Annotated in this window: 10 protein-coding genes; 4 read left to right on the top strand and 6 right to left on the bottom strand. The window is 66.2% G+C overall.

Annotated elements, in window-relative coordinates:
- Window positions 1–57 precede the first annotated feature (57 nt).
- On the top strand, window positions 58–1,026 hold the full coding sequence (gene secF / locus EO174_RS15395; protein ID WP_126945592.1) for a protein translocase subunit SecF: 969 nt from the start codon (window positions 58–60) through the stop codon (window positions 1,024–1,026).
- Window positions 1,027–1,125: 99 nt separating this feature from the next.
- On the opposite strand, the gene EO174_RS15390 is transcribed toward secF, so the two are convergent.
- Complete coding sequence (locus tag EO174_RS15390; protein WP_126945589.1) at window positions 1,126–1,323, bottom strand: phage integrase N-terminal SAM-like domain-containing protein; 198 nt, start codon at window positions 1,321–1,323, stop codon at window positions 1,126–1,128.
- Between the two features lie 864 nt (window positions 1,324–2,187).
- Between EO174_RS15390 and EO174_RS15385 the strand changes: the two genes are divergently transcribed.
- Entirely contained in the window at window positions 2,188–2,541 is a 354-nt protein-coding gene (locus EO174_RS15385; RefSeq protein WP_126945586.1) for a hypothetical protein, read from the top strand.
- A gap of 61 nt (window positions 2,542–2,602) precedes the next feature.
- A complete protein-coding gene (locus EO174_RS15380; RefSeq protein WP_126945583.1) occupies window positions 2,603–2,902 on the top strand; it encodes a DUF5076 domain-containing protein in 300 nt (99 codons plus the stop codon).
- A gap of 1,189 nt (window positions 2,903–4,091) precedes the next feature.
- On the opposite strand, the gene EO174_RS15375 is transcribed toward EO174_RS15380, so the two are convergent.
- The 4 genes from EO174_RS15375 to ptsP form a co-directional block, all read right to left on the bottom strand.
- Window positions 4,092–5,369, bottom strand: coding sequence for a carbohydrate porin (locus tag EO174_RS15375; RefSeq protein WP_164740227.1), 1,278 nt, complete (start codon window positions 5,367–5,369; stop codon window positions 4,092–4,094).
- 186 nt (window positions 5,370–5,555) lie between these two features.
- A complete protein-coding gene (locus tag EO174_RS15370; protein WP_126945580.1) occupies window positions 5,556–7,292 on the bottom strand; it encodes a fructose-specific PTS transporter subunit EIIC in 1,737 nt (578 codons plus the stop codon).
- Between the two features lie 113 nt (window positions 7,293–7,405).
- Window positions 7,406–8,362: a 1-phosphofructokinase gene (gene pfkB, locus EO174_RS15365; RefSeq protein ID WP_126945577.1), complete on the bottom strand. Its 957-nt coding sequence runs from the start codon at window positions 8,360–8,362 to the stop codon at window positions 7,406–7,408.
- Window positions 8,359–10,878, bottom strand: coding sequence for a phosphoenolpyruvate--protein phosphotransferase (gene ptsP / locus EO174_RS15360; protein ID WP_126945574.1), 2,520 nt, complete (start codon window positions 10,876–10,878; stop codon window positions 8,359–8,361). The genes pfkB and ptsP overlap by 4 nt, the downstream gene beginning before the upstream one ends.
- 161 nt (window positions 10,879–11,039) lie before the next feature.
- Here ptsP and EO174_RS15355 point away from each other — a divergent pair, with 161 nt between their 5' ends.
- A complete protein-coding gene (locus EO174_RS15355) occupies window positions 11,040–12,029 on the top strand; it encodes a LacI family DNA-binding transcriptional regulator (RefSeq protein ID WP_126945571.1) in 990 nt (329 codons plus the stop codon).
- Window positions 12,030–12,166: 137 nt separating this feature from the next.
- On the opposite strand, the gene EO174_RS15350 is transcribed toward EO174_RS15355, so the two are convergent.
- Window positions 12,167–15,337 carry a multidrug efflux RND transporter permease subunit gene (locus EO174_RS15350; protein WP_104582122.1) on the bottom strand — a complete coding sequence of 1,057 codons (3,171 nt, stop codon included), beginning with the start codon at window positions 15,335–15,337 and terminating at the stop codon, window positions 12,167–12,169.
- Window positions 15,338–15,348: the final 11 nt, after the last annotated feature.

Genomic DNA, 15,348 nt, shown 5'->3' with positions numbered 1-15,348 from the left:
CGAGTCCCTCGCAAGAGCCCGCACATCCATGTGCGGACTTTTTAGGAAGATCTTTTAATGAAAATTTTTCCGCTTCATCTGATCCCGAACGACACCAGGATCGACTTCATGCGCCTGCGCAAGCCGGTGCTGCTCCTGATGTTGGTGATCGCGGTGGCCTCGGTCGGCGTCATCGTCGGCAAGGGCTTCAACTACGCGCTGGAATTCACCGGCGGCACGCTGGTGCAGACCTCGTTCCAGAAGACCGTGGACGTGGATCAGGTGCGCGAGCAGCTGGCCAGGGCCGGCTTCGAGAACGCCCAGGTGCAGAACGCGCGCGGCGGCAACGAAGTGATGATCCGCCTGCAGGCGCGCGAGCAGCACAACAACCGCGACGATGCCGCCAGCACCGTGGCCGAAGAAGTGCGCAAGGCCGTCAGCACCGCGCAGAACCCCGCCACCGTGCAGCCGGGCGAATTCGTCGGCCCGCAGGTCGGCAAGGATCTGGCCTTGAACGGCGTGTACGCCACGGTGTTCATGCTGGTGGGCTTTCTGATCTACATCGCCTTCCGCTTCGAGTGGAAGTTCGCGGTGGTCGCCAGCCTGACCGCCTTGTTCGACCTGCTGGTCACCGTGGCCTTCGTGTCGCTGACCGGCCGCGAGTTCGACCTGACCGTGCTGGCCGGCCTGTTGTCGGTGATGGGCTTTGCGATCAACGACATCATCGTGGTGTTCGACCGCGTGCGCGAGAACTTCCGCGCGCTGCGCGTGGAACCGCTGGAAGTGCTGAACCGCTCGATCAACCAGACGCTCTCGCGCACGGTGATCACCGCGGTGATGTTCTTCCTGTCGGCGCTGGCGCTGTACATCTACGGCGGCGAGTCGATGGAAGGCCTGGCCGAAACGCACATGATCGGCGCGGTGATCGTGGTGATCTCCTCGGTGATCGTAGCGGTGCCGATGCTGAGCATCGGCCCGTTCGCCGTCACCAAGCAGGATCTGCTGCCCAAGGCCAAGGACGTGGAGGCGCTGGCGCGTCGTCCTTGATCGGTTGGCAAAAGGTGTGACGAAAAAACCGCGCATTGCGCGGTTTTTTCTTTTCTGGCGTTGGACGTTGTGAGCGCACGGTTGCGCACTGTGAGGCCGCTATTCGAGATTTTGAACCTGGCCCATCTGCACCGGATGGCACTTGCCGCTGGCCGGGATGAAGCTCCGTATCCAGCTCAGAGGGGTCTGCTCGGTGCGCAGGCTGTAGTGCAGTATCCGCAGGCGGTCGCGCACCTGATCGAGTAGCCGGAACGGTGGAGGTGCTGTTACGCCACTGTTTTTGGGGGTGTATTTCATACGCCTGCGTCAGTGCTGGATAACACCGCAAACATCCGCATTGTCGGGGCCGCTTGCCATTGTGCAATCCCGTGACCCGGCTAGGATTTCTCTCGTTCACAAAACGCCAGTGATCGAAGATACTCAACGCAATACTGCATTTCGGCGGTCCAATAGTTGTTAGGGGGCAGTGACAGTTATGGATTGGCACCACGTTCTCTTTGCCGCTGAACAAGGTATTCCCGGGCTCATCGGGCTCACCGTTATCCTCCCGGCTTTTGTTCTCTCTTCGACGCCAAACCGTAAGCTCAAGGCGTCAGCCGCAGGCCTTTCTGCTTTCTTTTTCTTTGCGGCCTCATGCCTTGTGGCCGGCATTCCCGGCATTGAATCATCGCAACTCGCTAGGTATTTCCCACTGGCTGGGCTCGTCGTAACGGTCGCCCTAGTTGCCCCTTCGGTCTTGGCCCTTCGGTGGCGCTGGGTCGGCGTGCTGCACTTGCTTACTGTCGCAGCGGCTGCGTACTTGTGGTTCGTCGGCAGCCTGGCAATCAGTCATGACGCCACGTAGGCTGCCCCCTAACAATTCATTCAAGCCGACGCCGCTTCGCGGCACGGCTTAATTCAGTCGTTAGGCGGCTGGCATCTTTTTCGGTGTGGTGGTGTGATTGCTTTGGGCGCACCGGCTGACGGACACTTGGCTGGGGAGTTGGTCGGAGGGATCACTTGGTCGGCATCGCACCGGACGCATTGCGTGACAGAGGCTTGGCTGCTTTGCCAGCAAGGCCGGCCACTTGCCTTGGGCCATCCTGGTCTAACAACTCAATCAAGCCGAACTGGCTTCGCCAGTCGGCTTATCTCGGGCGTTAGGGCGCTCTGGTAGCTTCGATGCAGCCGAATCCAACTGAAAACGAGCCCGGCATCGCACTAGGTGTGTCGCTTATCGCCATTCTGGGCCTCCTCCTTGTCAGCACTTTGCTCGCCGGATTCAAGCCAGGTCCAATGCGCACGGGCCCTAGCACCGTACTGTTGGGACTCTACCTGATGGCGTGGGGCGCCATGTTTCTCGCCAGCTACTTCTACAGCCACAAGACATTCTTCTTACGCGCACTTATCTGGGTCTGCGAACATTGGTCCAGCCCGAAAGGGCGTGTCATGGCTTTTTGCTATGCGGCACTAGCGCTGGGGCTCGGCGGCGTGGCCACATTGTCGGGTCTCGGGCTCATCAATGTCGCGCCCTAACAATTCGTCCAAGCCGACGCCGCTTCGCGGCGCGGCTTAACTCAGGTGTTAGGCCCCAGACATGCATTCTGACGAACTCGATATTCCTCCAGACGCTTTGATGGATCCCGAGGCCTTTGAGCTCATGCGCCTGTGGGCAGCCCACGGCCAACTCCACGTCATCATTAGTAGCGATGTGGACGGTACCGCCGAAGACTTTGGAGAGCTCCTCGCCGATCTCTTCGAGCATGCCTCCCGCATGTATGCACAACGTGACAACGGGTCATTCGCGGAATGTCGAGAAGCCATGCTGCAGGACTTCCTCCGGCGCACCACTGCACCAAAGGCGAGCATTGAAGGCTCGCGCACTGCGGAGCACTGAGTGAGGCCTAACAATTCATTCAAGCCGAACCCGCTTCGCGGGTCGGCTTAACTCAGGCGTTAGGCCCCATGATCATTTCCTTTCGAAGTCCAACATTCTTTGCCTCGGAGGATGAGGATCGGTTTTTTGGTTGGCTGTACTCGCTACCCGAATACAAAGACGTTCGCGGCAGGCTAAGTACTTTAGATTTGGAGCTAACCTATCCGGTGAGTGCTGGCTCCGTCCGGCAACTGTTGGTGGTCTTTCATCGTTGGTGCATTGACCCAACCCCATTGCTTCCTCTGCGGTCGCCTGAGACAGATATGTTCGTCCTTTGGGATACTTCCCTGCGAGAGGCCTCAGTCGGGGGCTAACAATTCATTCAAGCCGAAGCCGCTTCGCAACTCGGCTTAATCAGGCGTTACGGCTCAATGATCGATTCGCGCCCACTGTCACAATTGGCGGAGGCAGCCTGGGCTCTCCTAGCCGGTCAAATCACGAACGATGAATTTGAGCGGCGCGTGCCTCACTCAAGCGATCCGGCAGTCCGCGAGATCTATGCCAAAGGCTTTTGGCCTCAATACAGCGATCTAAAGGAGCATCGCTTGATCGGGCAGGACAAGTTGCTGGATGAGGAGCGCGAGTTTGCCGTACGCTGCATCCTGTTCTTAAAATCTGACCTTCCCTGTTGCTGGCCTACCCACTCGCAGCCGGAGGCATTCGGACGTTTCCTTGCCAACCTCCTAACGCTCGGCGCTTCAGGCCGGGGCGCGCGCAAACGCTTAAAGGCCATGGGGGATACAAGTGCTTGGCCCTTCCGCACTCACTCGGAGTACCTCGCCGTCATGGGTTGGCCTCCTTACCTCTTCGGGTTGGGCCCTAACAATTCATTCAAGCCGAAGCTGCTTCGCGGCTCGGCTTAATTCAGGCGCTAGGCATTGGTGGGTCATTACAGCTTCGACATCCGCTGTCGCGTGCTCTTACGTGTCCAGTGACTGGCCTGAGCGCGACCGGGTGGACCGATAAAGCCTCATCACGTGCGGTCGCGCGTCTACGCAGGTCATCTAACTCCGTAGGCTACCGGCAAATGCCTAGGCCAACCGAGTCGGCGCAATGCGTTGCACTGCAGTCAGATGCAACGCACCCGCCACTCACTTCAGGCGCTGGTGCCCGCCAATGATGCGCGCAACGCGCGCAGCTTCTCTACGGGTCACAAATTCCAGTCGATCCGCATGCCCGCAATCAGCGCGTTCTTCAGATCGTTGGTGCGGGTGGGTTCGTTGAACTGGTCGGGGTTGATTACGTAATGCAGATTCGGCGCGATGCGCAGGCGCTTGGTGACCTGGATGCCGTAGCTGAGCTCCATCATGATCTGGTTGTCGGCCGGGGTGCCGGTGCCGCCTGCGGAGGCGCGGGCCAGGCGCAGGTTTTCGATGGCTTCGTCGCTGTACTTCTGCTGGGTGATCACAAACGCAATGTTGTCCTGCGGGCGGCTGGCGAAGGTGCCTTTCTGCACCAGGCCCAGTTGCACGAAGTGGTCCTCGATCGCCTGGCCGCCGGTGCTCTTGAGGATGGCGCCGAACACGGTCAGGCCGCGGGCGCCGGACGGATCCGGGTTGGTGACCTGCTGTTCGAAGCGGGCGAACATGCCCGAGCGGCCCTGCTTGTTCTCGTAGCCCAGGCCGCTGAGCACGGCCGGGTTGCCGTTGCGGTCGCGCAGCGGGTCGGTGTAGTCGGAGTTGTCCTGCCAGCCGCCGAGTTCGTACATCGCGGCCATGCTGCCGTCGCCGCCCTTGTTCTTGTAGCCGACCGCGTAAGGCACCACCACGCCGGTGGTGTCGTCGGTGCTCCACTTCAGGCCGTGCTGGCCGTCCTGGGCCTGCACCGGGTTCACCTCGTAGGCGCCCACATGCACGTAGACCTTGGGCGTGACCCAGGCGGTGGCATGCGCGGCCCAGCTGGACACCGGCCAGTACGTGAAGTTGCTGGTGCGGAACACGAAGGTGGGATTGCCGCAGGCCGAGTTGCCCTGGAAGTACTGGCACAGGTCCGAGCCGAGGAAGTGGATGTTGGCCACGCTGCGGCCGGCTTCCAGTTCCAGGCGGTCGTTGAAGAGTTTTTGCAGCAGGGTGAAGTTGGCCAGGCGCGTGCCCTGGCCGCCGTAGATCTCCTGCACCGAGGTGCTGTTGCCGATGCTGCTGTTGGCCAGGTTGGTGCCGTGGCGGTTGGTGACGTACAGCTTGACCGTGGCGCCGCCCCAGCCGAACAGGCGGTCCATGTCGACGTCGGTGCCGACCATCAGCTGGCCGGCATAGGCGTCGCCGTTCTTGCGGCCGCCATCGATCATCGACGCCGCTTCGCCGGTGTAACCCAGCTTGAGCTTGAAGGCATCGGCGGCATCCTGCGCGTGGGCGAGCGGGGTCAGCGCCAGTGCCAGCGACAGGCACAGCAGGCGGGGACGGGCATGGCGGGGGGCGAGGGCGGTCATGGCAGGACTCCGAACGAAGGAAGGCGTGGCCGAGGTGGCGAACGCGACAGCTAGGGGATGGGCAAGCCGCTGGCCGCGCACGAAGGTGCGCAGCGCAGCGGTGAAACCAGTCAGGGGTGGAGTGGGGCGGCGATCAGGCGTGGCGCATGCGCGGGCGCCACGCGGCAATGGCGAGGTGGCCGACCGTCAGGCGACCACGTCGGCCACCGGCTTCTTGAGCAGGCGCAGCGCCACCGCGGTGACCACCACGCCGACCACCAGGGCCAGCACGTAATTGAGCAGGTGGGTCACCGCGTTGGGGATCAGCAGCACGAAGATGCCGCCATGCGGTGCCTTCAACTCGGCACCGGCGGTCATCGAGATCGCGCCGGCCACGGCCGAGCCGATCACCAGCGCCGGGATGGTGCGCAGCGGGTCGCGCGCGGCATACGGGATGGCGCCTTCGGTGACGAAGGCCAGCCCGAGCACGCCGGCGGCCGTGGCCGAGCCGCGCTCTTCGACGGTGAAGCGGTTGCGGAACACCCAGGTGGCCAGCGCGATGCCCAGCGGAGGGGTCATGCCGGCCACCATGGCGGCGGCCATCGGGGTATAGACCTGGCTGGCGATCAGGCCGGTCGAAAAAGCGTAGGCGGCCTTGTTGACCGGCCCGCCCATGTCGAAGGCCATCATGCCGCCGAGCAACAGGCCCAGCAGCAGCGCGCTGCTGCCCTGCATGCCGCGCAGCCAGGCGGTGAGCCAGGCCAGCAGGTCGGCGACCGGTTGGCCGAACACATACATCATCGCCAGGCCGACCAGCAGCGTGCCCAGCACCGGCAGGATCAGCACCGGCTTGAGCCCTTCCAGGTTGCGCGGCAGGCGGATGTAGCGGTTGAGCGCGGCCACGCCATAGCCCGCGATGAAGCCCGCAATAATGCCGCCAAGGAAGCCGGCATTGAGGTTGGCCGCGACCAGGCCGCCGATCATGCCCGGCGCGATGCCGGGGCGGTCGGCGATGGAGTAGGCGATATAGCCGGCCAGCGCGGGCACCATCAGGGTGAAGCCGGCCTTGGCGCCGATCTGGAACAGCGACCAGGCCAGCGTGCCCTGGTGCGCATCGTCGCCGGCATAGATGCCGCCGAGCGCGAATGCCAAGGCGATCAGCAGGCCGCCGGCGGTGACGAAGGGCAGCATGAACGACACGCCGGTCATCAGGTGCTTGTAGGCGCCGGTGCGGCCGTTGCCGGTGTTTTCGGCCTTGGCGGCGCCTGCGACCGGCGCCGCGCCGCCGTGCACGCCGGCTTCGGCCAGCGCTTTCTGGATCAAGGCCGGGCCATCGTTGATCGCCGGCTTGGTGCCGCTCTTGAACAGGCGCTTGCCGCCGAAGCGGGCCAGGTCGACCTCGCGATCGGCGGCGATCAGCACCAGGTCGGCAGCGCGGATTTCCTCGTCGGTCAGGGCGTCCTGCGCGCCCACCGAGCCCTGGGTTTCCACGCGGATCTGGTAGCCGAGCTTCTTGGCCGCCTGCTGCAGGCCTTCGGCGGCCATGAAGGTGTGCGCGATGCCGGTGGGGCAGGAGGTGATCGCGACGATGCGCTTGCTGCCGGCGCCTGCGCTGGCTGCGGCAGCCGACGCGTTTGCAGCTGCCGGTGCGGCGAGCTGGTGCACTGCGGCGGTCGGGTCGTCGAGTACCGCGCCCAGGCTCAGGCGCAGCAGCTGCGCATCGCCGAAGCGGGCGGTGTCGGCATCGGCGTCGCCGATCACCAGCACCTGGCTGGCGCCGCTGGCCAGGTCGCCCGGCAGTGCGCCGAGCACACCCTGGTCGCTGCGGATCTCGATCGTCACGCTGCGCCCGGCGGCGGTGGCCGCGCGGCGCAGCGCTTCGGCCGCCAGGACGGCTTCGGTGCTGCGGTCGCCAGCGGCGATGACCACGATGGAAGAGGACATGCAAATCTCCTGCGTTGTTCGGTCGCCGGCGAGCGCCGGCGGGATACGTGGTGTCTTGCGCAAGACCCGGGCGCGTTGCGGTGGTGCTCCCACCGGGCGCGCCGCCGGCCTTGCTAGGAGAGCTGGTCGATGACGACCTCGCCGGTGAGCTTGCGTACCTGCTGCGGGTTCAGCCGGCGCGCATCGCCGCTTTCCAGCCGGCTGACCGAGAACGCCGTCGCCAGACGGGCGCACTGTTCCAGGTCGGTGGAGTCGTCGAGCAGCGCGGCGGCCAGGCCGGCCACCATCGCGTCACCGGCGCCCACGCTGCTGCCCTGCGCCAGGCGCGGCGGACGCGCGATCAGGCGCTGGTCGCGCTGCACGAACAGGGCGCCCTCGGTGCCCATCGAAATGACCACCAGCTGGATGCCGCGGGCGATCAGTTCATGCGCGGCGGCGCTGAGGGCGGCGCGGTCGGTTAGCGGGCGGCCGGTCCAGGCTTCCAGTTCGTGCCGGTTCGGCTTGACTGCGTAGGGCAGCGCCTGGCGTGCGGCGCCGAGTGCGGCCACCAGCGGCGCGCCACTGGTGTCCAGCAGCACGCGCGCACCGGCGGCGCTGACCTGCGCCTGCAGCTGCGCCCAGCTGTCGTCCGGCAGGCCGGCCGGCAGGCTGCCCGACAGCACCACCGGCAGGCCGGGCCGCAGCAGCGGGGCGAGGTGGTCGGCCACGCCCTGCAGGTGCGGCTGGTCCAGGCGCAGGCCGGGCAGGTTGATGTCGGTGGTGTCGTTGCTGCGCGCCTCGACCAGCTTGAGGTTGGTACGGGTCTCGCCGGCCACGCGCTGGCAGTGATCGGTGATGCCGCGCTCGCGGAACAGCGCCTCGAACACGCCGGCATTGCCGACCCCGAGCACGCCGAGTGCGGCGACCTGGCTGCCCCAGTCGGCCAGGCACGCGGCCACGTTGATGCCCTTGCCGCCGGCATCGTTGCGCACGCTGCTGGCGCGATGCACCGCGCCCGGCTGCAGGCTGTCCAGCTGGATGGTCTGGTCGATCGCCGGATTCAGCGTCACCGTGATGGCGTGCAGGTTCATGCCTGGCCCTCGCGCTGCGCTTCCAGGGCGCGCACCTGCTCTGCGGTTTCGCAGTTCAGCGCCTGCTCGGCCAGCTGCTGCAGCTTACTCAGCGCGGTGCCGCGCAGGCGGGCCTTGACCGCCGGGATGTCGTTGGGCGTCATCGACAGTTCCTGCACGCCCAGGCCGGCCAGCAGGCTGGCGCCGAACGGATCGCCGGCCAGGCCGCCGCACACGCCGACCCAACGGTCGTGCTTGCGCGCACCCTCGATGGTGCTGCGGATCATGCGCAGCACCGCCGGATGCAGGCTGTCGGCTTCGGCGGCCAGTTCCGGGTTCTGGCGGTCGATCGCCAGCACGTACTGGGTCAAATCATTGGTGCCGATCGAGAAGAAGTCCGCATGCCGCGCCAGCACGTCGGCCTGCGCGGCGGCGGCGGGCACTTCGATCATGATGCCGATCGGCACTTCGGGCGCGTCGAGTTCGGCGCGGATGCGCGCGCAGATGGCGCGCAAGGCGATCAGCTCCGGCACCGAGGTGATCATCGGGAACATGATCGACAGCCGCGCACCGTCCTTGGCGGCGCGGTACAGCGCACGCAGTTGCGGCTCCAGCAGGTCCGGGCGACGCAGCAGCAGGCGCGCGCCGCGCACGCCCAGGAACGGGTTTTCTTCGTGGGGCAGTTCCAGGTGCGCCACCTGCTTGTCGCCGCCGATGTCCAGCGCGCGCACGATCAGCGGGCGGCCGTCCAGCGCCTGCGCCATCGCCAGGTAAGTTTGGTACTGCTCGTCTTCGCTGGGCGTGCTGCCGCTTTCCAGGAACAGGAATTCGGTACGCATCAGGCCCACGCCTTCGGCACCCTGGGTTAGCGCCATGGCCACCTGGTCGGGCAGGTTGACGTTGGCGCCGATGTCGATGTGATGACCGTCGGTGGTCTCGGCGGGCAGGGCGCGCTGGGCGGCTTCGCGCTCGCGGATGGCCTGCTGCTCGGAGATGTGGGTGCGCGCGGCATCCAGATCCTGCTCGGACGGGTTGAGGTAGAGCCGGCCGCTGCTGCCGTCGATGATGGCGGTGACGCCGTCTTCGATATCCAGCAACTGGCCGCCGGCCGCGACCAGCGCCGGCAGGCCCAGCGTGCGCGACAGGATCGCGGTATGCGAGGTCGGCCCGCCTTGCGCGGTGGCCAGGCCGAGCACGCGTGCGGTGTCCAGATTGGCGGTGTCCGACGGCGACAGATCGCCGGCGAGCAGGATGCAAGGCTGCTCCGGCAGGTCGGTCAGGCCGGCGCCGGCGGCGGCCGGGTCGAGCTGGGCCAGCACGCGGCGGCCGACATCGCGCAGGTCGGCCGCGCGGCCGGCCAGCACCGGGTTGCCCAGCGCGGCCAGGCCCGAGGCGATCTGTTCCACCGCCTGATGCCACGACCACGCCACGCCGTGGCCTTCGACCATCAGCTGGCAGGTGCGGGTGATCAGGTCGGTGTCGTTGAGCAGCTCGGCCTGGGCCTTGAAGATTGCCGCGTCCGAAGCACCGAGCCGGCGTTGGGTGTCGTCCTGGATCGCCGCCAGCTGCTGGCGGGTGCGGGTCAGCGCGTCGTGCAGCAGCGCGCCGCCATCGCCCAGGCCGACCGGTTGATCGGCCACTTCGGTCTGCGCCGCACGCAGCCGGTGCACGATGCCGATCGCCACGCCCGGGCTGGCGCCGATGCCGACGATGGCCGGCTGCGCCTGCGGCGGCGTCCAGCCGACCACGGGGGCGGCGCGGCGTTGCGCGGCGCGTTCGGCATCGGCCTTTTCCTGCGCGGTCAGGCTGTCCATCACCGCGCGCAGGCGCTTGAGCAGCGCGGCGGCATCGGGGCCTTCGGCCGAGACGGTGATGCTGTCGCCGGCATGCAGGCCCAGCTGCAGCAGGCCGACCAGGCTCTTGGCATCGGCGGCCTGGTCGCCGGCGCGCACCTGGGCGCGCGCCGAGAAACCGCGTGCGGTCTCGGCCCAGCGGGTGGCCGGGCGCGCGTGCAGGCCGCTGGGGTAGGCGATGGTCCAGTCAAATTTTTCGGCCAGGTCGGTGGCCGGTGCGGCGCTGGTGTCGGGCGCACGGTCGCCGGTCAGGGCGGCCACGATCACGCCGGGGTCGTCGGTGGTGAACAGTGCTTCCAGCTGGGCCGGGTCCTGGATCAGGCGGGTCAGCCGGCGCAGCAAGGTGATGTGGGTATCGGACTGGGCGGCGATGCCGACCACCAGCCGGGTGGTCTGGCCCGGGTTCCACTCCACGCCCTCGGGCAACTGCAGCACCGCGATGCCGTCGCGGCGCACCAGGTGGCGGTCTTCGCCGACGCCGTGCGGGATCGCCAGGCCATGGCCCAGGAAGGTGTTCGCCAGGCCTTCGCGGCGCCGCATGCTGGCGTCGTAGCCCGGCGCCACGCAGCCGGCGGCGACCAGCAACTGGGCAGCCTGGGCGATGGCGTCGTCCTTGTCGCGGGCATGCGCACGCAGACGCACGAGTTCAGGGGTGACGGGGGCGGCTGGCGACGGAGAGGACAAGACGGACTCCGGGGTAGGAACGGGCTGGGCAGTATAGTGGGAACGTTCCCACGTTCCAGGTCAATGTGCGCTGCACAAAAACGGTGTAGTGCTTTCGGGTTAGCATCGGATCAGGCACCGCACCTGGCTGCAGGTGCGCAAATGGAGCGGGAACGGTCCCAGTGAGTATCAGCATCAACGACGTGGCCCGCGTGGCCGGGGTTTCCAAATCGACGGTCTCGCGCGCGCTGGGCACTGGCCCGGTCAGCGAGGAAGTACGGGCCAAGGTCGAGGCGGCGGTGCGCCAGACCGGCTACCGGCCCAATCTGATGGCGCGGCGCCTGCGCTCCCAGCAGTCCGGCATCCTGGGGGTGATCGTTGCCGACATCCGCAACCCGTACTTCACCGCGCTGATCCGCGCGGTGGAGGAGGTGGCCTACCGTGCGGGCATGCGCGTGACCCTGTGCAACACCGACGAAGACCCCGAGCGCGAGGCGCTGTACCTGCAATTGATGCAGGAAGAACGCATCACCGGGCTGATCTTCGCGCCGACCCGCAGCACGGTCGGGCGCATGCACGAGCTGGCGCTGGACTACCCGACCGTGCTGGTGGACCGCGCCGGCCCCGGCAGCCGCTACGACAGCGTGGTGCTGGACAACGCCGCGGCCATGGGCGAGCTGGTCGCGCATCTGCAGGCGCAGGGGTATCGGCGCATCGGCGGGTTGTTCGGCACCAGTACCACCGCGACCGAGCGCCGTAACGGCTATCTGGCCGCGATGCGCGCGCCCGGGCTGACGCCGGCCTACCGCGAAGTGGCGCCCACCGCCGAAGCGGCGATTGCCGAAGTCGGCCAATGGCTGGCCGGTGCAGACCGGCCCGAGGCCATTGTCACCAGTAACAGCCTGCTGTTGATGGGCGCGCTCAAGGCCGCCCGCACCGCGGGTCTGCGCCTGCCCGACGACCTGGCCCTGGCCGGCTTCGACAACGAGCGCTGGACCGACCTGGTCGAGCCCGGCATTACCGTGGTCGAGCAGCCGGTCGAGGACATGGGTCGCGCAGCGATGTCGCTGCTGCTCGAACGCCTGGGCAACCCGCAGCTGCCGATCCGCCGCATGGTGATGACCGGCCGCTGCGTGGTGCGCGGCTCCACCGGCCCCCGCACCCCACCGTAGGAGCGCACCCGGGCGCGACGGGCGTTACCGGTCATGCACGTCGCGCCCGGGTGCGCTCCTACGAGCTATCACGGTTGCGCAACCCAAAAAAAAGCCCCGGCAGTGCCGGGGCTTTTCGTTCTACGCCATGTCCCAGATCAACGATCCGGACGATGGCTTCCGGCGTCGCCCTGTGCCGCGAGGTAGTCCTTGGACTGTTCGTCCAGCTTGTCGCCCAGCATGCGGCGCACCACCACGAAGAACAGCGGGATGAAGATCACGCCGAGCACGGTGGCGAACACCATGCCGCCGATCACGCCGGTACCGATGGAGTGACGCGAGTTGGCGCCGGCACCGGTGGAGATGGCTAGCGGCAGCACGCCCAGGATGAAGGCGAACGAGGTCATCAGGATCGGGCGGAAGCGCAGGTGTGCCGCTTCCAGCGTCGCCTCGCGCAGCGTCTTGCCTGCCGCACGCTGTTCCACCGCGAACTCCACGATCAGGATCGCGTTCTTCGCCGCCAGGCCGATCACCGTGATCATGCCGATCTTGAAGTACAGATCGTTCGGCAGCCCACGCAGCATCGAGAAGGTGATCGCACCCAGCACACCGATCGGCACCACCATCAGCACCGCCACCGGAATCGACCAGCTCTCGTAGAGGGCGGCCAGGCACAGGAACACCACCACCACCGACAACGCCAGCAACAGCGTGGCCGCATTACCGGCGATGATTTCCTGGTACGACATGCCGCTCCAGTCGAAGCCGAAGCCCGGCGGCAGATCGTTGTTGACGATCTCTTCCATCGCGGTCATCGCCTGGCCGGAGCTGCCACCCGGCGCCGGATTGCCGACGATGTTCACCGCCGAATAGCCGTTGTAGCGGTTCAACGCCGGCGAGGCGAAGGTCCAATCGGCCTTGACCACATTGCTCAGCGGAATCATTCCCGGCTGCCCATCGGCACCGACTGCTGTCGCACTGGGGCTGAAGAAGCTGCGCAGCGACTCGGGGCCGGTGCGGAACTGGTCGTCGGCACGGATGTTGACGCGCTTGATGCGGCCTTCGGAGAAGTAGTCGTTGATGTACACAGGCGCCAGCATCAGCTGGATCGAGCTGTAGATATCGCTGACGTCCAGGCCCATCGACTGCGCCTGCACACGGTCCACGGACAGCTGCAGCTGTGGTGCGTCTTCCAGGCCATTCGGGCGCACGCCCACCATGGTGTCCTGCCTTTCCGCCGCCTTGCCCAGCACGATGTTGCGCGCCTGGGTCAGGGCTTGCTGGCCGGCGCCGGAGCGGTCCTGCAGCCACATGTCGAAGCCGCCGAACTGGCCAAGGCCCTGCACGGTGGGCAGGTTGACCACGAAGATCTGCGCGCCCTTGATGCCGTAGAAGGCACCGTTGAGCTGCTGGATCAACTGTTCGGCGGTGACGTCGCGCTCTTCCCACGGCTTGAGCCGGATGAAGCCCATGCCGACGTTTTCGCCCGAGCCCAGGAAGCTGAAGCCGGCGATCTGCAGCATGCCTTCCACGGCCGGCTGCTTCTCCAGCACCGCACGCATCTGCGCGAACGCCTCGTTGGTGCGGATCTTGGTCGCGCCCGGCGGCAGCTGCACGATGGCCACCGCAAAGCCCTGGTCTTCTTCCGGCAGGAAGCTGCCCGGCATGCGGGTGAACAGGAAGCCGCACAGCACCACCAGCACCACGAACACGATCATCCACGGCGGCGAGCGCTTGAGGGTGTGGCCGACCACGCCGACATAGCGATGCGCCAGCTTGTCGTAGTACTTGTCGAAGGTGCGGTAGATCCAGTTCTTCTTGGTCGAGTGGGTGGACTTGAGGAACGCGCCGCACAGCGCCGGGGTGAAGCTCAACGCCAGGAACGCGGAGAACCCCATCGACATGGCGATGGTCAGCGCGAACTGCTTGTAGATCGCGCCCGAGGCGCCGGGTTGCAGCGAGGAGGGGATGAACACCGCCGCCAGCACCACGGTGATGGCCACCACCGCGCCGGTGATCTGGGTCATCGCCTTCTGCGTGGCCGCCTTCGGCTCCAGGTGCTCCTCGCTCATGATGCGTTCGACGTTCTCGATCACCACGATCGCGTCGTCGACCACGATGCCGATCGCCAGCACCATCGCAAACAGCGTCAGCTGGTTGATGGTGAAGCCGATCATGTACATGCCGAAGAACGTGCCCAGCAGCGCGACCGGAATCACCAGCGTGGGAATCACGGTGGCGCGGAAGTTCTGCAGGAACAGCAGCATCACCAGGAACACCAGCACGATGGCTTCCACCAGCGTGTGGATCACTTCCTCGATGGAGATGCGCACGAAGGTGGTCGATTCGTACGGCGCAAACCAGGTCACGCCCTGCGGGAAGGTCGGCTGCAGCTCGTCGAGCTTGGCACCGACCGCTTCGGACACGTTCAGGGCGTTGGCGCCCGGCAGCAGCTGGATACCGAAGGCACCGGTGGGCTTGCCGTTGTACTGGGTGTCGAAGCCGTAGTTGCTCGGCCCCACGGTGACCCGCGCGACATCCTTCAAGCGCACCGTGGCACCGTTGTTGTCGGTGCGCAGGATGATGTTCTCGAACTGTTCCGGCGAGCTGAAGCGGCCCTCGGCCGACACGGTGGCGGTGAAGCTGATGCCTTCCGGAGTCGGGTCGGCGCCCACCGAACCGGCAGCGAACTGCACGTTCTGGTTACGCACCGCGGTCAGCACCTGGGTTGCCGACAGGTTGTAGCCCTGCAGCTTCTCCGGGTTCAGCCAGATGTTCATCGCGTACTCGGCGCCGAACTGGTTGGTGCTGCCCACGCCGGGCACGCGCGAGATCTGCTCGAGCACGCGCGAGCCGACGATGTCGTTGAGCGCGTCGCGGTTGATCGACGGGTTGTCCGAGCGCAATGCGGCCACCATCAGGAAGCCGGCGTTGGCCTTGGCCACCACCACACCCTGCTGGGTGACTTCCGAAGGCAGACGCGGCGTGGCCAGCGACACCTTGTTCTGCACCTGCACCTGGGCGATATCCGCGTCGGTGCCGGTTTCGAAGGTCAGCGTGATGGTCACGCGGCCGTTGGCGGCCGAGGACGAGTTGAAGTACAGCAGGTGATCGATACCGGTGAGCTGCTGCTCGATGACCTGGGTCACCGCTTTTTCGGCGGTGTCGGCGCTGGCGCCGGGGAAGTTGGCGGTGACGGTGACCTGCGGCGGGGCGATCGTGGGGTACGACTCGATACCCAGATTCAAGATCGAGATCACGCCCGCAAGCGAGATCAGGATCGCCACCACCCAGGCAAAGACAGGGTGTTCGATAAAAAACTTAGGCATGTCCGGGTTCC

This window comes from Xanthomonas sp. BRIP62418 (genome assembly GCF_003993495.1).
Classification (GTDB): domain Bacteria; phylum Pseudomonadota; class Gammaproteobacteria; order Xanthomonadales; family Xanthomonadaceae; genus Xanthomonas; species Xanthomonas euroxanthea.
The sequence above is the reverse complement of the archived record's forward strand: the minus strand, read 5'-3'. Positions and strand labels throughout refer to the sequence as shown.